Origin of the sequence: Micromonospora sp. MP36 (assembly GCF_008119785.1) — a bacterium.
In the GTDB taxonomy this organism is placed as follows: Bacteria; Actinomycetota; Actinomycetes; order Mycobacteriales; family Micromonosporaceae; genus Micromonospora.
The window spans coordinates 73,007-88,892 of record NZ_VSFA01000021.1; the positions used below are offsets into that span (position 1 = coordinate 73,007).

At 74.0% G+C, this 15,886-nt stretch carries 19 protein-coding genes; 10 read left to right on the top strand and 9 right to left on the bottom strand.

Annotation, left to right across the window (positions count from 1 at the left end; genetic code table 11):
• Positions 1-42 precede the first annotated feature (42 nt).
• Entirely contained in the window at positions 43-594 is a 552-nt protein-coding gene (locus FXF52_RS17435) for a hypothetical protein (protein WP_370517999.1), read from the top strand.
• A 10-nt stretch (positions 595-604) separates the two neighbouring features.
• Complete coding sequence (gene pheA, locus FXF52_RS17440; RefSeq protein ID WP_148797963.1) at positions 605-1,561, top strand: prephenate dehydratase; 957 nt, start codon at positions 605-607, stop codon at positions 1,559-1,561.
• A 43-nt stretch (positions 1,562-1,604) separates the two neighbouring features.
• On the opposite strand, the gene FXF52_RS17445 is transcribed toward pheA, so the two are convergent.
• The 3 genes from FXF52_RS17445 to FXF52_RS17455 form a co-directional block, all read right to left on the bottom strand.
• A complete protein-coding gene (locus FXF52_RS17445) occupies positions 1,605-2,324 on the bottom strand; it encodes an AIM24 family protein (protein WP_148797964.1) in 720 nt (239 codons plus the stop codon).
• 95 nt (positions 2,325-2,419) lie between these two features.
• On the bottom strand, positions 2,420-2,764 hold the full coding sequence (locus FXF52_RS17450) for a metallopeptidase family protein (protein WP_187413551.1): 345 nt from the start codon (positions 2,762-2,764) through the stop codon (positions 2,420-2,422).
• A 114-nt stretch (positions 2,765-2,878) separates the two neighbouring features.
• Positions 2,879-3,307 (bottom strand): OsmC family protein, encoded by a 429-nt coding sequence (locus tag FXF52_RS17455; RefSeq protein ID WP_148797965.1) that lies wholly within the window; start codon positions 3,305-3,307, stop codon positions 2,879-2,881.
• 133 nt (positions 3,308-3,440) lie between these two features.
• On the opposite strand from FXF52_RS17455, the gene FXF52_RS17460 reads away from it, so the two are divergent.
• The 3 genes from FXF52_RS17460 (at position 3,441) to FXF52_RS17470 (ending at position 6,045) form a co-directional block, all read left to right on the top strand.
• Positions 3,441-4,178 (top strand): hypothetical protein, encoded by a 738-nt coding sequence (locus tag FXF52_RS17460; RefSeq protein ID WP_148797966.1) that lies wholly within the window; start codon positions 3,441-3,443, stop codon positions 4,176-4,178.
• Between the two features lie 233 nt (positions 4,179-4,411).
• Entirely contained in the window at positions 4,412-5,233 is an 822-nt protein-coding gene (locus FXF52_RS17465; RefSeq protein WP_148797967.1) for an HAD family hydrolase, read from the top strand.
• Positions 5,233-6,045, top strand: a complete 813-nt coding sequence (locus FXF52_RS17470; RefSeq protein WP_148797968.1) for an HAD family hydrolase — start codon at positions 5,233-5,235, stop codon at positions 6,043-6,045. The genes FXF52_RS17465 and FXF52_RS17470 overlap by 1 nt, the downstream gene beginning before the upstream one ends.
• Before the next feature lie 80 nt (positions 6,046-6,125).
• Here FXF52_RS17470 and FXF52_RS17475 read toward each other — a convergent pair whose 3' ends face one another.
• Positions 6,126-6,716, bottom strand: coding sequence for a bacterial proteasome activator family protein (locus FXF52_RS17475; protein WP_148797969.1), 591 nt, complete (start codon positions 6,714-6,716; stop codon positions 6,126-6,128).
• A gap of 86 nt (positions 6,717-6,802) precedes the next feature.
• Between FXF52_RS17475 and FXF52_RS17480 the strand changes: the two genes are divergently transcribed.
• Both FXF52_RS17480 and FXF52_RS17485 read left to right on the top strand, forming a co-directional pair.
• Positions 6,803-7,630, top strand: a complete 828-nt coding sequence (locus FXF52_RS17480; RefSeq protein WP_148797970.1) for a S9 family peptidase — start codon at positions 6,803-6,805, stop codon at positions 7,628-7,630.
• A gap of 49 nt (positions 7,631-7,679) precedes the next feature.
• Complete coding sequence (locus tag FXF52_RS17485; RefSeq protein WP_148797971.1) at positions 7,680-8,900, top strand: ABC transporter substrate-binding protein; 1,221 nt, start codon at positions 7,680-7,682, stop codon at positions 8,898-8,900.
• Positions 8,901-8,969: 69 nt separating this feature from the next.
• Here FXF52_RS17485 and ddaH read toward each other — a convergent pair whose 3' ends face one another.
• On the bottom strand, positions 8,970-9,803 hold the full coding sequence (gene ddaH / locus FXF52_RS17490; protein ID WP_187413548.1) for a dimethylargininase: 834 nt from the start codon (positions 9,801-9,803) through the stop codon (positions 8,970-8,972).
• Between the two features lie 59 nt (positions 9,804-9,862).
• On the opposite strand from ddaH, the gene FXF52_RS17495 reads away from it, so the two are divergent.
• Together FXF52_RS17495 and FXF52_RS17500 are read left to right on the top strand one after the other, a co-directional pair.
• On the top strand, positions 9,863-10,321 hold the full coding sequence (locus FXF52_RS17495; RefSeq protein WP_148797972.1) for an Lrp/AsnC family transcriptional regulator: 459 nt from the start codon (positions 9,863-9,865) through the stop codon (positions 10,319-10,321).
• A 197-nt stretch (positions 10,322-10,518) separates the two neighbouring features.
• The gene (locus FXF52_RS17500) at positions 10,519-11,472 is read left to right on the top strand and encodes a zinc-binding dehydrogenase (RefSeq protein ID WP_148797973.1); all 954 of its coding nucleotides are present in this window, start codon (positions 10,519-10,521) and stop codon (positions 11,470-11,472) included.
• 178 nt (positions 11,473-11,650) lie between these two features.
• Here FXF52_RS17500 and FXF52_RS17505 read toward each other — a convergent pair whose 3' ends face one another.
• From FXF52_RS17505 to FXF52_RS17515, 3 genes are all read right to left on the bottom strand, one after another.
• The gene (locus FXF52_RS17505) at positions 11,651-12,778 is read right to left on the bottom strand and encodes a YbjN domain-containing protein (protein WP_148797974.1); all 1,128 of its coding nucleotides are present in this window, start codon (positions 12,776-12,778) and stop codon (positions 11,651-11,653) included.
• 156 nt (positions 12,779-12,934) lie between these two features.
• On the bottom strand, positions 12,935-13,192 hold the full coding sequence (locus FXF52_RS17510; RefSeq protein ID WP_148797975.1) for a DUF6457 domain-containing protein: 258 nt from the start codon (positions 13,190-13,192) through the stop codon (positions 12,935-12,937).
• Positions 13,189-13,788, bottom strand: a complete 600-nt coding sequence (locus FXF52_RS17515) for a molybdenum cofactor guanylyltransferase (RefSeq protein WP_148797976.1) — start codon at positions 13,786-13,788, stop codon at positions 13,189-13,191. The genes FXF52_RS17510 and FXF52_RS17515 overlap by 4 nt, the downstream gene beginning before the upstream one ends.
• Before the next feature lie 241 nt (positions 13,789-14,029).
• On the opposite strand from FXF52_RS17515, the gene fdhD reads away from it, so the two are divergent.
• Positions 14,030-14,893, top strand: coding sequence for a formate dehydrogenase accessory sulfurtransferase FdhD (fdhD, locus tag FXF52_RS17520; protein ID WP_148797977.1), 864 nt, complete (start codon positions 14,030-14,032; stop codon positions 14,891-14,893).
• Positions 14,894-14,929: 36 nt separating this feature from the next.
• Here the strand turns inward: fdhD and FXF52_RS17525 are convergent.
• On the bottom strand, positions 14,930-15,886 hold a 957-nt coding region (locus FXF52_RS17525; RefSeq protein ID WP_148797978.1), incomplete at its 5' end, for a DUF4192 domain-containing protein.

Sequence of the window (15,886 nt, forward strand, 5' to 3'; positions counted from 1 at the left end):
CCAGCCGGCCGCAATGACGTCCGTCATGCCGAGGATCGGACCGTGCCCACCCTGCCACCCCGCCCCGTCGCCCGCCGCCGACCGACCGCCCCGGCGGCGCGGCTCGCCCTGCCGGCGATCCCGGCCGTCCTGGTCGCGCTGCTGCTCGGTGCCTGCGGCACCCCGCCGGAGCTGCGGCAGTCGACCGCCCCGACCAGCCCCGTCCCGACCGCCACCGGCGTACCCACCCCGACCCCGCCGACCGGGACGCCGAGCGCCCCGGCCCCCCTCGCCCCCACCCCCACCGAGCAGGCCGCCGCGCCCTGCCGGTCCGGCCCCTCCGCCGACCAGGTGGTGTCGCTGCTGCGCGGTCCGGCCCGGGTGCTGCCCCGGGACGTCCGGGCCACGGTCCGGACCGGGCCGCTCTGCGCCGAGGACTGGCAGTACACGGTGCTGCGGGTGACCGGACACGAGGAGTTGCAGGTGGTGACCCGGGGCAAACCCACCGACCTCGAGCTGGTGACCGCGGGGACGGACGTCTGCGGCGTCGAGGTACGCACCGTCGCACCACCCGGCATCCGCACCCTGGCCTGCGACGGCACCTCGGGTGCGTAGGCTGGTCGGCATGCCGGGAACACCGCCGACCCGCTTCGTCTACCTGGGTCCCGAGGGCACCTTCGCCGAACAGGCGCTGCGTACCCTGCCCGCCGCCGAGCGCGGCAGCCGCACGCCGGCCCGCAGCGTCGGCGAGGCGCTGGACGCCGTACGGACCGGGGAGGCGGACGCGGCGCTGGTGCCGCTGGAGAACTCGATCGGCGGCGCGGTCGGGGTGACGCTGGACGAGTTGGCCGAGGGCGAGCCGCTGGTGATCACCCGCGAGGTGATCCTGCCGGTGGAGTTCGTGCTCGCGGCCCGACCGGGTGCCTCGCTGGCCGAGGTACGCGGCGTGGCGGCCCACCCGCAGGCGTCCACCCAGTGCCGGGGCTGGCTGCGCGACCACCTGCCCGACGCGACCGTGGTCGACGTGCTCTCCAACGGTGCCGCCGCCGCCGGCGCGGCCGCCAGCGAGTACGACGCGGCCATCTGCGCCCCGATCGGCGCGGCCCGGCACCGACTCACCGTGCTCGCCGACAAGATCGCCGACCACCCGGACGCGGTGACCCGGTTCGCGCTGGTGTCCCGCCCGGGCCCACCCCCGCCGCCCACCGGCGACGACGTCACGTCACTGGCGGTCTACATCGCCCACGACCGGGTCGGTGCGCTGCTCTCGGTGCTCATGGAGTTGGCCGTCCGCGGGGTGAACCTGACCCGGATCGAATCCCGCCCGACGGGCGAGGCGCTCGGCCGGTACGTCTTCTTCCTCGACTGCACCGGGCACGTCGCCGACGTCCGGCTCGGTGAGGCGTTGCAGGGGCTGCGCCGGGTCTGCGCCGGCGTACGCTTCCTCGGGTCGTACCCCCGGCACCGCTGGAGCCCGGCGGCGACCGACCGGCCGGTCCCCGCTCCCGCCGGTCTCTCCGACGCCGACTACGCCGACGCGGCGGCCTGGCTGTCGCGGCTGCGCGCGGGCGAGCTGAGCTAACGGCGTGCGGGACGCCCGGACGGGCGTCCCGCACACCCGACGGTCACTGCAGCAGCCCGCCGAGCAGGCCGCCCTGCTCCTGCTGGGCACCGCTGCCCGACACCGGCCGCTCCTCGGACGGCTGGACCACGACGAAGCCCTGACCGGCGAAGCTCATGGTGAACGCCTCACCGGTGCGCCGGCCGATCAGCGTGCCGAGGCCGAGCTGCTCGGCCCGGTGGTAACCGGTCTGCAGGTTGGCCGACCAGCAGACCGCGGCCTGCGGGTCGACGTAGGTCGGGGCGTCCACGTTGAGCACCACCGGGGTGCCCTCGGTGGTGATGGCGATCCGGCCGTGGCCGGTGAAGACGCAGTTGAACAGTCCGCCGGCGGCGAAGCCCATGCCACCGACCATCTTGATGTCGTAGTTGAGCGTGGAGTCGAAGGCGAGCACGCTGGAGCCGTTGATCGACAGGGCGTCGCCGGGCTCCAGGTCGATGATGTGCACGTCCTTGGCGAGGTCGGCGAGGAAGACGTCGCCGCGGCCGCTGACCTTCATCAGCGGGACACCCTCACCAGTGAGCCGCTGCTTGATGAACTTGCCGATCCCGCCGGAGCCGAGCGCCTGGAACTGCACCTGCCCCTGGTACGCGACCATGGACCCGACCCGGGCCATCGCCTCGCCGTTCAGCTCGATCTTCAGCATCTTGGAGTTCTGCAGCCGCATGCCCGGCTGCTGGGACTCCTTCTCAAGGTTCTCCGCGGAGAACAGCGCGCTGCGCATGGGTTTCCTCCTGCATCGGGATGTGCCTGCTCCCGCAGGTTAGGGGAACCGCGCAACGCCGGGGATCGGCCGAGCGGGGCGGACGGCGCGCCCGGTCAGGCCCAGCCGAGGGCGTGCAGCCGCTCGTCGTCGATGCCGAAGTGGTGGGCGATCTCGTGCACCACGGTCACCGCGACCTCGTCCACCACGTCGTCCTCGGTGTCGCAGATGCGCAGGATCGGGTTCCGGTAGATGAGGATGCGGTCCGGCAGGACGCCCGAGTAGTCCCAGCCGCGTTCGGTCAGCGCGTGCCCCTCGTAGAGTCCGAGCAGGTCCTCGCCGGGAGGTGGCTCGTCCTCCACCAGGATGACGACGTTGCTCATCAGCCCGAGCAGCTCCTCGGGCACCTCGTCGAGGGCCTCGCCGACCAGCTCCTCGAACCGCTCACGGCTCATCTCCACGGCCACGCGCCCATTCTTCCCGCCCCGGCGCCCCGTCGGCCAACCAAGATCGGCACACGGTCACGGAAGGAGTGGCCAGCCGGCACTCCTTCCGTGACCGTGTGGCGCGACCGGTCAGGCCAGACGGGCGTTCAGGGTGATCTGCGCGCCCGGGGAGAGCAGCCGGGAGATCGGGCAGTTCTCCTTGGCCGCCTCGGCCAGCTTGGTGAACTGGGCCTCGTCCATGCCCGGGACCTGGCCGACGGTCTCCAGGTCGATCCGGGTCACGGTCATCCCCGCGTCGGTCTTGTCGAAGTGCACCTTGGCGGTGGTCTCCACCGAGGTGTCGGTCGCGCCCGCGTCGGCGAGCTGCTTGGAGAGGGCCATCGAGAAGCAGCCGGCGTGCGCGGCGCCGATCAACTCCTCGGGGTTGGTCCCCTCGCCCTCCTCGAAACGCGACTTGAAGGAATAGTTGCCGGTCAGGCCACCCTTGCCGGTGCGGACCGTGCCGGCGCCCTCGGTGAGGTTGCCCTGCCAACGTGCGGAAGCGGTACGGATAGGCATGTCACCGACGCTAACCGAAACCGGGCGGCCCCGCACCGACCAGCGGCGAGCCGGACGCCCTACTCGCGGACCCCGCCGGCGGCCGTCGGCTGTGTCATGATTCGACGCAGGCCCGCGCGCGGAAGGGTGGCCGATGTCCCAGGATCTCCCCATCCCCAGGCAGGACCACCGGTCCGACGGCACGACCATCGTGGAGTGGGACGGCGACGAGAGCGAGTCGCCCACCCGGGTCGGCCGGTCCCTGAGCGGACTGGCGCGGGACCACCGCCTGCCGCCGGTGCTCGCCGGGCTCGGCGCGGTGGCCGCGGTTGCCTCGCTGATCGGCGAGTGGCTGGTGATGACCATCCCGAACGGCGGGCCCGAGGGGAACACCACGATCCGGGTGGCGGGCGGGGTGGGCGACGTGGGCGGCCTCGGGGTGGGCTACCTGGTCGGCCTGCTCGGCCTGGCCGCCGCGGCGGCGCTCGCGCTGCGCGGCACCGGCGCGGTGCGGCAGAACGCCCGGGTCGCCGGTCTGGGCCTCGCGGCGGCCGTGCTCGCCGTGTTGAGCGCCGCCGCCGTGACTCTCGACGACTCGGGCCAGCGCACCTTCTTCTACTCGCCGGAGGACGGGGTCCGGGTCGACTACGGGCGCGGCCTGGTCACCGCCTTCATCGCCACCGTGCTGTTCGCCGGCGCCCTGTATCTGTCCGCCCGGGCGGTCGCCGCGGCGCCGGACCGGGAGGCCGACCCCGGTGCCGGGTCGCCGCCGGCGGACCGGGACCGCCCGGGGTGGGGCCGGCGCCGGGCGGGCGACGACGAACTGCCCGCGCCGGCCGACCTGACGGTCCAGCCCACCACCCCGTTCGCCCGGCCCGAACCGCCGCGCTGATCCCGTCCGGAACCGGCACGGTCGTCCCGAACCGCCCCGCCGGATCGACGGGACCGGCGGGTCGGGTGCGCCCGGGCCCGGACACCTGACGTCCGTCGCGGGTTGGTGCCCGATTCGCCGAAAAGCCCTGGTTGGGCCCCGTTCCGCGAGATACGGTTGCTGCCCGCCGTCCAGCGGCCGCGGCACCGAGGACCAGGACGGCCGGCGCGACGGCGGCGGGCGAAGGAGGAACGATGACCCGCCCGGGACTGCCCAAGCTGATCGCCACCGACCTCGACGGCACGCTCGTCCGGAGCGACGACACCGTCTCGGCGTACACCCACGGGGTGCTCGACCGGGTGCGGGCCGCGGGGATCCCGGTGGTCGGCGCCACCGGCCGCGGACCGCGGCTGACCGAGCTGACTCGCAACGACATCCGCGCCGCCGACTTCCTGGTGATGGCCGGCGGCGGCCGGGTGGTCGACCAGAGCGACCCGGAGGGGCCGCTGGTGCTGCGGGACGAGCGGCTCTCCGGTGCCATGCTCGCCCGGATCCTCGCCGACCTGGAGGGCGCGGTCGGACCGCTGACCGTCATGGTGGAGGCGTCCGACGAGCACGACGCGCCGCTCTGGGGCGACTACCACCCGAGCTGGCCCTACCCGGACCGGTTCGAGGCGCGCAGCCGCGAGGAGTGCCTTTCCTGCGACGTGATCAAGGCGTTCGCCCGGACCGCCGACCACCACGTGGACGAGTTGCTGGCGGCGGCCCGCCGGATCGTCCCGCCGGAGCTGGCCACGCTCACCCAGGCCGGCCTCGGCTTCATCGAGATCTGCCCGCCCGGGGTGGACAAGTCGACCGGGCTGAGCGTGGTCGCCGAGCGGCTCGGCGTCGATCCGGCCGAGGTGCTGGTCTTCGGGGACCAGCCGAACGACCTGCCGATGTTCGCGTGGGCCGGCTGGGGACGGGTGGCGGTCGCCAACGCCCACCCGGAGGTCCGCGCGGCGGCCGATGAGATCACCCTGCGCAACGACGACGACGGCGTCGCGGTCTACCTGGACCGGCTACTCTCCCGGTGATGGGAGAGCTACCTCGGCTGGTCGCGTCGGACATCGACGGCACACTGCTCCGCGACGACCGGACGCTCAGCCCGCGCACCGCGGCCGTGCTGGCCCGGATCGCCGCGGCGGGCACGCCGGTCGTGCTGGTCACCGGTCGTCCGATCCGCTGGCTCCAACTCGTGTACGACCAGCTCGCCGAACCGCTGCCGGCGATCTGCGCGAACGGCGCGGTGGTCTACGACCCGGTCGCCGACGAGGTGCTCCGGGCCGACCCGCTGGCCCCCGAGCTGCTCGCCGAGGTGGCCCGTCGGCTGCGTGCCGCGGTGCCCGAGGTGAGTCTCGCGGTGGAGATCGTGAACAGCCGGCAGATGCGGCACGAGGCGCACTATCCGTTGCGCTGGGACGCCGACGTCGAGGCGATCCGGGCGGTCGAGTCGCCGGAGGAGTTGCTGGCCGCCCCGGCGGTGAAGCTGCTCGCCCGGGCCGGAGAGCAGGACCCGGACGTCTTCGTACGGGTGGTCGCCGCGGCCCTGGAGGGGCTGGCCGAGGCGACCCACTCCTCGTACAGCGGGCTGGTCGAGATCTCCGCCGCCGGGGTGACCAAGGCGGCGGGCCTGGCCTGGTACGCCAGCCGGCTCGGCATCGACGAGCGGGACGTGCTGGCCTTCGGGGACATGCCGAACGACGTACCGATGCTGACCTGGGCCGGCCGGGCCGTGGCGGTCGCCAACGCGCACCCCGCCGTGCTGGAGATCGCCGACGAGGTGACCGGCCCGAACTCGGCGGACGGCGTGGCCGCGTATCTGGAGCAGGTCTTCGGAGTGGGCTGAGCGCGACGGCTTCAGATCGCGGCGTCAGACGCGGCGATCTGAAGCCGTCGTAGCGGCGCGGCGATGGACGCGCCCGGCGGTCAGAGGTACTGGCCGGGAGCGTGTCCCTCGTTGGTCGGCGGCATGCCCGGCATCCCGGGCGCCATCCCGCCGGGGCCGCTGGGCAGCGCGGCCCGGCCGGAGCGCATCTGCTCCAGCTGCACCCGGGCGGCCATCTGCTGGGCAACCAGGGCCGCCTGGATGCCGTGGAACAGCCCTTCCAGCCAGCCGACCAGCTGGGCGTGGGCGATCCGCAGCTCGCTCTCGCTGGGCGCCTTGTCCTCGGTGAAGGGCAGGGAGATCCGCTCGAGTTCCTCGCGCAGCTCGGGGGCGAGGCCCTCCTTCAGCTCGACGATCGACCGCTCGTGGATCTCGCGCATCCGGTGCCGGCTGGCGTCGTCGAGGGGGGCCGCCTTGACCTCCTCCAGCAGCTGCTTGATCATGCTGCCGATCCGCATCACCTTGGCCGGCTGCTCGACCAGGCGGGTCGGGTCCTCGCCCTGCCCCTCGTCGGTCTGCACGGTGCCGACCGGCCTACCGTCCGGCCCGACCACCACCACGGTGCCGGGGATGCCGTCGTTGCCCTGTTCGTCGTTGTCTCCGGCGGAACGCGCTTCGGTCATGGGACCCATCTTTACCCAGCCGCGCCCGTCGGCGCGCGCCGGGCTCGGCTACCGGGCCGGAGCCACCCGGCCGGGAACGCGCTACCGTCGCCGTCATGCCCGCAGACCCCCGCGCCGTGTTGACCCGGCCGGCCCCGCCGCCGGACGTCACGATCGCCTACGGCGACCACCCGGATCAGCTCGCCGACCTGCGCCGACCGGTCGGCGATGGCCCGGCCCGGCGGCTGGTCGTGGTGGTGCACGGCGGCTTCTGGCGGGCCGAGTACGACCGCACCCACACCGGCCCGATGGCGGCCGCGCTGGCCGCGCTCGGCCACCCGGTCGCCCAGGTCGAGTACCGGCGCACCGGTCAGCCGGACGGCGGCTGGCCGCACACCCTCACCGACGTGCGGGCCGGGGTGGCCGCGCTGCCCGCGCTGGCCGCCACCGCGCTGCCCGGGCTGGTGGCGCCCGCCCCACCGATCCTGGTCGGCCACTCGGCGGGCGGGCACCTCGCGCTGTACGTGGCGGCGCACGCCCCGGAGACGGTCGCCGGCGTGCTCGCGCTGGCGCCGGTGGCGGACCTCGCCGAAACGTACCGGCTGGACCTGGACGGCGGCGCGGTGGCCGCGCTGCTCGGCGGCGGCCCGGCCGACGTGCCCGACCGGTACGCGAGCGCCGATCCGTCAGCATTGGTGCCGATCCGCGCACGGACCGTAGTGATGCACGGCACGCTGGACCGCCAGGTCCCGGTCGGGATGAGCCGCTCCTGGGTGACCGCGGCGCGGGCCGCCGGCACCGACGCCACTCTGGTTGAGCTGGCCGACTGCGAGCACTATGGGCTCATCGACCCGGACTCGGCGGCGTGGCCGCAGGTGATCGGCAGGTTGCGGTCCCTGCACGATGATCTTCCGGCCATTGACGCAGAGTCGCCAAGCAGGTAGAACGCCCGGGGGGAAGTGCGCCCCCGGCAGCCCTTCGGGAAGGAAATCGGTGTCGCAGATGAACCGCAGGCGGGCCCTTCAACTGCTGGCCGCGCTGGGTACCACCGGGCTGGCGGCGGGCTGCGGCTCCGACACCGAAGGCACGAGCAGTCCGGGCAGCCCCATCAAGATCGGGCTCATCGTGCCGGGAAGCGGCCCGAACAAGGCCATCGGTGACGAGATCGCCAACGGCTTCCAGCTCTACCTCAGCCTCAACGACCAGCAGCTCGGCGGACACCCGGTCACGGTGGTGCAGGCGGAGGAGGGCGAGAACGCCAAGAGCGGCCAGGCCGCCGTCGACCGCCTGCTCAAGGAGGGCGTCGTCGCGCTCACCGGCGTGGTCAGCTCCGCGGTCATGTCCGGCATCCGGGACGCCGTCGAGCAGGCCCGGGTCCCGCTGATCGGCTCCAACGCGTCCCCGGCCAGCCTGCAGAGCGTGGTCTACATCTGGCGTACCTCGTACGTGCTCGACGAGCCCGGCGAGGCGCTCGGCCGGTACCTGCGGGAACAGCTGGACAAGTCCAGCCGGATCGCGGTCTTCGGCCCGGACAACCAGAGCACGAGGGACGTCATCGACGGCTTCCGGCGCGGCTACGAACAGGGCCGCCGGCTCACCGATCCGCCGATCTACACGCCGGACCGGGCCGACCTGGGCAAGGGGATCTTCGCCGGGACGATCCACAAGGCGCTGGGCAAGCGGCCCGACGCGATCTTCTGCCACTACGCCGGTACGCAGGCGGTGCAGTTCATCAAGGAGCTCTACGTCGAGGACTACCAGGGCCCGATCTACGCCCCGGGCTTCCTCACCGAGGGCGCGGTGCTCAGCCAGCTGGACGACGGGGAGAACGGCGAGCTGCGGGCGCGGATTCTGAGGAACAGGGGCGGCATCGAGACCGCGCTGAACTACTCGGCCGACCTCAACAACACCGCCAACCGGGTGTTCGCCTCGGCGTACCGGAAGACGCACAACAGCTCGCCGACCACCTACGCGATGGCCTCGTACGATGCCGCGCAGGTGCTGGACAAGGCGGTCCGGCTGGTCGGTGGTGACCCGACCCCGCAGCAGGTCAACCTGGCGCTCGGCAAGATCGGCCAGATCGACAGCCCGCGCGGGTCCTGGCAGTTCAACCAGTCGCGTACCCCCCAGCAGAAGTGGTACCTGCGCAAGGTCCAGCTCGACGGCCGGCTCCTGTCGAACATGGTGATCAACGAGCTGGCGACCCTCGGCTGACCCGTACGCCGAACGGGCGGTCTCCCCGCGGGGAGGCCGCCCGTTCTCGTGCCCGGCGTCGGGCGCGCGTCAGTGGCGCAGCTCGGCGATGCAGCACTTCACGCTGCCGCCGCCCTTCTTCAGCTCGGCCAGCTCGACCGGGACCGGGTGGTAGCCGGCGGCCTTGAGCTTGCCGGCCAGCCGGGTCGCCTCGCTGTTCAGCACCACGTTCAGCCCGTCGCTGACCAGGTTCAGGCCGAAGGCCAGAGCGTCGGCGTCGTCGGCGAGCACCGCGTCCGGGAAGAGCTGGGCGAGCACCTGCTGGCTGGCCGCGGAGAAGGCGCCCGGGTAGTAGACGATGTTCTCGTCGTCGATCGACGCGAGCGCCACGTCGAGGTGGTAGAAGCGCGGGTCGATCAGGCGCAGCGAGACCACCGGCCGGCCGAGCGCCTCCTGCGCCTCGGCGTGCGCCGCCAGCTCGGTACGGAAGCCGTGGCCGGCGAGGATCAGCCCGCCGTGCGCGTCCGGCAGGTACGCGAAGTCCCCCTCACCCTCGTTGGTCTCGCTCGGCGCGATGAACCGCCAGCCGTTCGCCTCGTAGAACGCCCGGTGCGCGGCCGCCTCGGCGGTCCGCTGCTCGTGCTTGAACTGGGCGCCGTAGACCGTGCCGTCCACCACGAAGGCGCCGTTGGCCGCGAAGACCATGTCCGGCAGCCCACGCTCGGGGCTGAGCAGGTGCACCTCGTGGCCGAGGCCGACGAGCGTCTCCCGCAGGCGGTCCCACTGCTTGACCGCCAGCTCCGCGTCGACCGGCGCGGTCACATCCATCCACGGGTTGATCGCGTACTCGACCGCGAAGTGCTCGGGCGAGCACATGAGATATGTCCGCTTTCGCGGGACTCGCTGCTGGTTCACGGTCACCAAGAGTAGGTACGGTACAACTTTGGTAACAGCCACAACCATTGCTTCCCAGAGGCGGAACGTTGCAGATAGACGCGGTCGACCAGCGAATCATTGCGTTGCTCGTGGCAGATGCCCGCGCCTCGTACGCGGACATCGGTACCCGGGTGTCACTCTCCGCCCCTGCGGTCAAGCGTCGGGTCGACCGGCTCCGATCTGCGGGCGTCATCCGCGGCTTCACGGCCGTCGTCGACCCGGCCGCCGTCGGCTGGACCACCGAGGCGTTCGTGGAGCTCTTCTGCGCCGGGCGGACCACTCCGGCGCAGATCGGGGCCGCCGCACGCCGGCACCCCGAGGTGGTCGGCGCCTACACCGTCTCCGGGGAGGCGGACGCCCTGGTGCACCTGCGGGCCGCCGACATCGCCCACCTCGAGGAGGCGCTGGAGCGGCTGCGGGCCGAGTCCTTCGTGACCTCGTCCCGCAGCACCATCGTGCTCTCCCGGCTGGTCGAGTCGCCCGGCGTCGGCCCGTCCGCCGGCTGACGCCGGCCGGGAGCTCGTGCGGGTGCGGCCTCGTCCAAGCGGCGTACCCCTGGACCTTCTCCTCCCCCCTCCCCCCGGGTGGGTGGGATCCGGGCATCCGTCGGTCCGGACCCCACCCGCCGTTCTTGACCTCATCCCCGCTTGAGGTTGTCCACTGGACGCCGACGGGGCGCGGGTCCCCGACCGGAGGAGGCGGCGTGCGGGCGGTGTGGCTACGGAAGTTCGGCGGCCCGGAGGTGCTGGTGCCGGGGCCGGCACCGGACCCGACGCCCGGGCCGGACCAGGTGCTGATCGAGGTCGCGCACGCCAACATCACCTTCGTGGAGACCATGTTCCGGTCGACCGGGTTCGGGCCGTTCACCGGGTCGCCCCCGCTGATTCCGGGCAACGGGGTCGGCGGAGTGATCACCGAGGTGGGCCCCGGCGTGGACCCGGCGCTGGTGGGGCGGCGGGTGGTGAGCAGCACCGGCGGCTCCGGCGGGTACGCCGAGCGCGTGGTGGTCGACCGGGACACGCCGTTCGCGGTGCCGGACGGGCTGCCGCTGGACCAGGCGGTGGCCCTGCTCGCCGACGGTCGCACGGCCGCCATGCTGGTGCACGCGGCAGGGCTGCGCGACGGCGAGCGGGTGCTGGTCGAGGCGGCGGCGGGCGGCGTCGGCATCCTGCTGACCCAGCTCGCCACGGCCGCCGGGGCGCGGGTCGTCGCCGCCGCCGGGGGCGCCCGGAAGGTAGCCCTGCTCCGCGAACGCGGCCTCGACGCGGTGGTGGACTACCGCCAGCCGGACTGGACCGACCGGGTACGCACGGCCACCGGCGGGGTCGACGTGGTCTTCGACGGGGTGGGCGGCCAGCTCGCCCGGGAGGCGTTCGACCTGCTCGGCCCGGGCGGACGGATGCTCAGCTTCGGGCTGGCCAGCGGCGCCTGGGCGGACCTGCCGGCCGACCTCGCGGCCGCCCGCGGGGTGAGCCTGCTCCGGCCGTCCGCCGCGCTGGCCGAACTGCGCGCGTTCACCGAACAGGTGCTCGCCGAGGCGGCAGCCGGGCGGCTGCGCCCGCTGATCGGGCAGCGCTTCCCGCTGGAACAGGCCGCCGACGCACACGCCGCCATCGAAGCCCGCACCACCACCGGCAAGACCCTCCTCGACCTGTAACCCCCTCCCCGCGCGCCCGGCGCGGGGAGGGTCGCCGGAGCACGCCCCCCGCGCGGGGAGGGTCGCCGGGGCCCGCCCCAAGATCCGCCCAGATTCCCGGAAATGGTGGCCGTGTGGTGCGGAATGGCCACCATTTCTGGTAAAGCTGCGGCCCCACCCTGGCGGGAGGGCGGGGTGATCAGAGGTACATGCCGGTGCGGTGTTCGGGCTGGGCGCGGGAGGGCTTGTCGGCCTCGCCGAAGAAGCGCCGGCCGCCGAACTCGCCGTGCAGCCGGTCGTCCAGCTCATCGGCCAGGCCGGTCATCACCTGGACCGCGAGCATCAGGTGGGTGGGCTGGAAGTTGCGGCCGAAGACCGGGATCGAGGCCCACACCGTGTCGTCGGCACAGTAGAGGCGGCCGATCGGCATCCGGTTGGTCAGTTCGGAGAGCTTCACGTAGAGGCGCTCGGTCGGTTCGACCTCGGTGAGCACCGGGGAGAAGACGTCGACCAGGGGCGGGTTGTCGCGTACCCGGACGAAGACCATGGCCGAGCCGGCGCGGATGTTGATGTCGCCGTCCGAGTCGATCTGCAACTGGTCGGCCTGCGACTTGAGCATGGTGGAGACGACGGTGCGGACCCGCTCCTCCAGCGCGAGCACGTCGTTCCCGGCGGCCTGCGCGGTCGCCGCCGCGGCCAGCGCCTCGTCGAGGTCCGCCTCCACGTCCCGGGCCGGGCCGAACTCGCTGCGCGCGGTGCCCAGCGGCTCCGCCGGCAGCGGCTCCCCCTCGGCGTCGTGCACCAGATAGACCAGGAAGGCGGGGTGCGGCGCGCCGTAGACGTCGCGGAGGGTGCGGGAGAGCACGGCCGCCAGCCGGGCGGCCTCGTCGACGGCGCAGTCCAGGCCGAACTGCTCGCCGGAGCCCTCCACCACGCCGGGCGGGGACCAGCCGAGCGCGATCATGTCGGCCACGGCCGCGCGGTCCAGGCGGTAGCCCTGCGGCAGCATGGCGTTGCCCACCGCCCGCGCCGACAGCCGGCCCTCCTCGCCGACGTCCACGCTGATCGAGTAGACGGCGTCCCCCGTACCGGAGGCGGTGGGGTCGAGGGTCAGTTCCAGGTGCGTACCGGCGGGCAGGGCGCGCAGCCGGTCGGCCAGCGCGCGGGCGAACTCCCGCCAGGCCTCGGTCACCTTGGCCCGGAGGTCGGCCGTGGTCGGCTCGTCCAGCAGGATCGACTCGTACTGCTCCGGCGCACCGTCGATGGGCCGCTCCGGCGCACCGCCGGCGGGCTCACCGGTCGGCGCCGAGGGGTGGTCAGCCGTCATGATCGCCTCCGTCCGTCACGGCCACCCTACCCAGGGACAGTGGGGGTCGAATCACGGCGGACCGTGATCGGACAGGTGCCCCGGTCGCCCCCGCCGGTGCCTGGCTCCCAGGCCGGGCGCGGGCCGGCACGCCCCGAGGGCTAACCGGCCGGAGGGCTACTCGGCCGGAGTGGTGCCGTCCAGGTCGAGGGGCCAGGACCTGGCCAGCTCACTGAGCCGGCTGGCCATCGCGGCCAGGTCGCCGCCGCGCCCCACGGCCACCCCCAACAGGTACGCGCTGACCGGCGCACCCGGACGCAGCACCTGGTGGGCCACGTCCTTGGCCAGGTCCAGCACGACCGGCACCGACACCTCCCCCGGGTCGAGCCCCAGCTCGGCGCACGCCGCCGTGACCCAGTCGTCCATCACCGTCATGTCGCCCACTCCTCGGCCCGGCGTACGTCCTCGTCAGTGTCGCAGTCGAACCAGGGCGGCGGCCCGGAGCCGGACCAGGACACCTCCCGGACCACCATGCCGGCCAGCAGCCCGCGTACCGGGGCCCCGTCGACCATGCCACCCCGCTCGACGGCGAGGCGGCCGACCGCGGCCCGCAGCGCGTCCACCCGCCACACCCCGCAGAGCTGCTGCCGGCGGCCGTCACCGTCGACGTAGCAGGCCCCGTCGACGGTCGACCCATCGAGCGCGCGCCGCAGGTCCGCCACCGCCCGCGGGGTGAGCAGCGGAAGGTCCGCGGCGAGCAGGGCGACCATGGCCGTACCGGGGTCGAGCAGAGCCAACCCGGCAACGGTGGCGGCCACCGGGCCGCCGCCGGGCGGCTGCTCGCGGGTCACCCGTACGCCCTCGGGCAGCGGGCCGGCCGGGCCGACCACGATCCGTGGCGCAGCGTCGGCGACCGCGGCCAGCACCCGGTGCAGCATGGGCCGCCCCCCGACCGGGCGCGCCGGCTTGTCCACCCCGCCCATCCGGCGGGCCGCGCCGCCCGACAGCACCACCGCCGCGTACGCCGTCATCGGCCCACGGTAAACCGCGCGGAGCCGCTCCGCTCTCCCCTCGGCCGCAAGATCGACACCTCGCTGCGGTAACCGGCCATTCCCACCCTGCCGACAGACCAACTCACCGCAACCCGAGTCGATCTTCCTGCGGGCCGGCCGACGAGCCCGGGCGCCTCCACCAGCCTGCTGGTCGACGGGTCGGGCGGACAGGGGCGGCGTCGCCGTGCGGGTGGCGGACCCCGCGAGGCAGGATGGCGGGATGGGACGGGCGACTGACCGGCGCGGCGTGCTCCGGATCGATCTCGACGCGGCGGCCGACGGGCGCGCGCGGGTACGGCGACCGGACACCCTCGCGGTGGAGGAGCCCCTGGAGATCCGGGTCGGCCCGGCCGGCCCCGGCCGGCGGAAGCCGCTCGCCGTGACCATGCGCACTCCCGGCGACGACCTGGATCTGGCGATCGGCTTCCTGCTCACCGAGGGCCTGATCAGGTCCGCCGACGACGTGCACACCGCCCAGCTCTGTGCCGGGGCGGAGACGCCGAACACGTACAACGTCGTCGATGTGGTGCTGGCGCCCGGGGTGCCCGAGCCCGCCACCGACCCCGCCCGCAACTTCTACACGACCAGTTCCTGCGGGGTGTGCGGCAAGGCGAGTATCGACTCGGTCCGCACCCGGTCGCGCTTCGCGGTGCGGGACGATCCGCTCCGCGTGCCCGCCGAGGCGCTGATCGCCCTGCCGGACCGGCTGCGCGCGGCGCAGCGCGCCTTCGACCGGACCGGCGGGCTGCACGCGGCCGGCCTTTTCACCGCCGCCGGCGACCTGGTGGTGCTGCGCGAGGACGTCGGCCGGCACAACGCGGTGGACAAGGTGGTCGGCTGGGCGGTCCGGGAACGCCGACTGCCGCTGGCCGGGCACGTGCTGCTGGTCTCCGGCCGGGCCAGCTTCGAGCTGACCCAGAAGGCATGGATGGCCGGGGTGCCTCTGCTGGCGGCGGTCTCCGCGCCCAGCACCCTCGCCGTCGACTTGGCCGAGGAGGCCGGGATGACGTTGGTCGGCTTCCTCCGCGGCCGAACGATGAACGTCTACACCGGCGCCCACCGCCTCGCCGAGCCGGCCCGCTGATCCGGCCGGCCCGCCACGCCAAGGCCGGCCGGCGCGTCAGATCCGCCGGCGGGAGACGCGGCGGCGGGCCCGGCGGCGTAGCACACCGGGGAAGCCGACCGCCGGCCAGCCGTCCAGCTCGGACGGAGGCAGCCCGCGGCGGAGCATGTCGTCCAGGAGGAGGGCGAGCGAGTAGTCGGGGCGGTCGGCGAGCACCCGCTCCAGCGCCACCGCCGCCAGGGCACCGTGCCCCGCCCGCCAGGCCGCGAAGGCGAGCAGGCTACCGGGGGCGGCGATCAGCTCCGGCTCCGCCCGGCGCAGCATGTCCGTCCAGAGGCTGATGTCGGCGTCGCGGCCGTCGGTCCGTTCCCAAGCGTGGTCGCGTACCGGGAGCTGGGTGAGGAGCACGGTCAGCCAGGCCACCTGGTCGTCGCCCAACCGCTCGCCGCGCCGCTGCCGGCGGAACGCGTCGCGCACCGCCGCCACGCCCGCCGAACGTACGGAGCGGCCGCCGACCAGCCCGGTCTCGGCCGCCTCCTCGGTCAGCTCACCCAGCCGTCGACGCGCCCGGGCGGTGGCCCGGCGCATGGCCACCCGGACCGGCCCGTCGAGCGCGGACACCTGTGCGGTCAGTGCGGCCCGGTCGGGCAGGGCGACCTGACCGGCGAAGACGGCGGCCGCGCTGACCTCGCTGGCCGCTGGGTCGTACGGGGTGCCGTCGGGCGGGCAGCACTCCGGCTCGGTGCACAGGTAGGACCACCAGCGGCCGTCGGTCACCCGCAGCGCGTCGAGGACGACGAGCCCGGCGTCGTCCAGCGCCTCGCCCACCGCGTCCACCGCCCCGGTCACCTGGCTGGCCGGACCGTAACCGATCACCGTGGCGGCCTCTGCGCCCTGCCGGGCGATGACCTCTGCGAGATGTCGGCGGCCGGACGCGGGTCGGAACCCGGCTCGGGCAGGGTCGCCTCGGGCGGCGAAGATCACCTGCCGGCCCCGTAGGGCCACCACCACGGT

Excerpts from the sequence above, each read along its gene's own strand:
- FXF52_RS17470 (WP_148797968.1), top strand. The coding sequence starts at position 5,233 with ATGGGAGAGCTACCTCGGCTGGTCGCGTCGGACATCGACGGCACACTG.
- pheA (WP_148797963.1), top strand. The coding sequence starts at position 605 with ATGCCGGGAACACCGCCGACCCGCTTCGTCTACCTGGGTCCCGAGGGC.
- FXF52_RS17460 (WP_148797966.1), top strand. The coding sequence starts at position 3,441 with ATGTCCCAGGATCTCCCCATCCCCAGGCAGGACCACCGGTCCGACGGC.
- FXF52_RS17475 (WP_148797969.1), bottom strand. The coding sequence starts at position 6,716 with ATGGGTCCCATGACCGAAGCGCGTTCCGCCGGAGACAACGACGAACAG.
- FXF52_RS17510 (WP_148797975.1), bottom strand. The coding sequence starts at position 13,192 with ATGACGGTGATGGACGACTGGGTCACGGCGGCGTGCGCCGAGCTGGGG.
- FXF52_RS17445 (WP_148797964.1), bottom strand. The coding sequence starts at position 2,324 with ATGCGCAGCGCGCTGTTCTCCGCGGAGAACCTTGAGAAGGAGTCCCAG.
- FXF52_RS17515 (WP_148797976.1), bottom strand. The coding sequence starts at position 13,788 with ATGACGGCGTACGCGGCGGTGGTGCTGTCGGGCGGCGCGGCCCGCCGG.
- FXF52_RS17455 (WP_148797965.1), bottom strand. The coding sequence starts at position 3,307 with ATGCCTATCCGTACCGCTTCCGCACGTTGGCAGGGCAACCTCACCGAG.
- FXF52_RS17465 (WP_148797967.1), top strand. The coding sequence starts at position 4,412 with ATGACCCGCCCGGGACTGCCCAAGCTGATCGCCACCGACCTCGACGGC.
- fdhD (WP_148797977.1), top strand. The coding sequence starts at position 14,030 with ATGGGACGGGCGACTGACCGGCGCGGCGTGCTCCGGATCGATCTCGAC.
- FXF52_RS17505 (WP_148797974.1), bottom strand. The coding sequence starts at position 12,778 with ATGACGGCTGACCACCCCTCGGCGCCGACCGGTGAGCCCGCCGGCGGT.
- FXF52_RS17480 (WP_148797970.1), top strand. The coding sequence starts at position 6,803 with ATGCCCGCAGACCCCCGCGCCGTGTTGACCCGGCCGGCCCCGCCGCCG.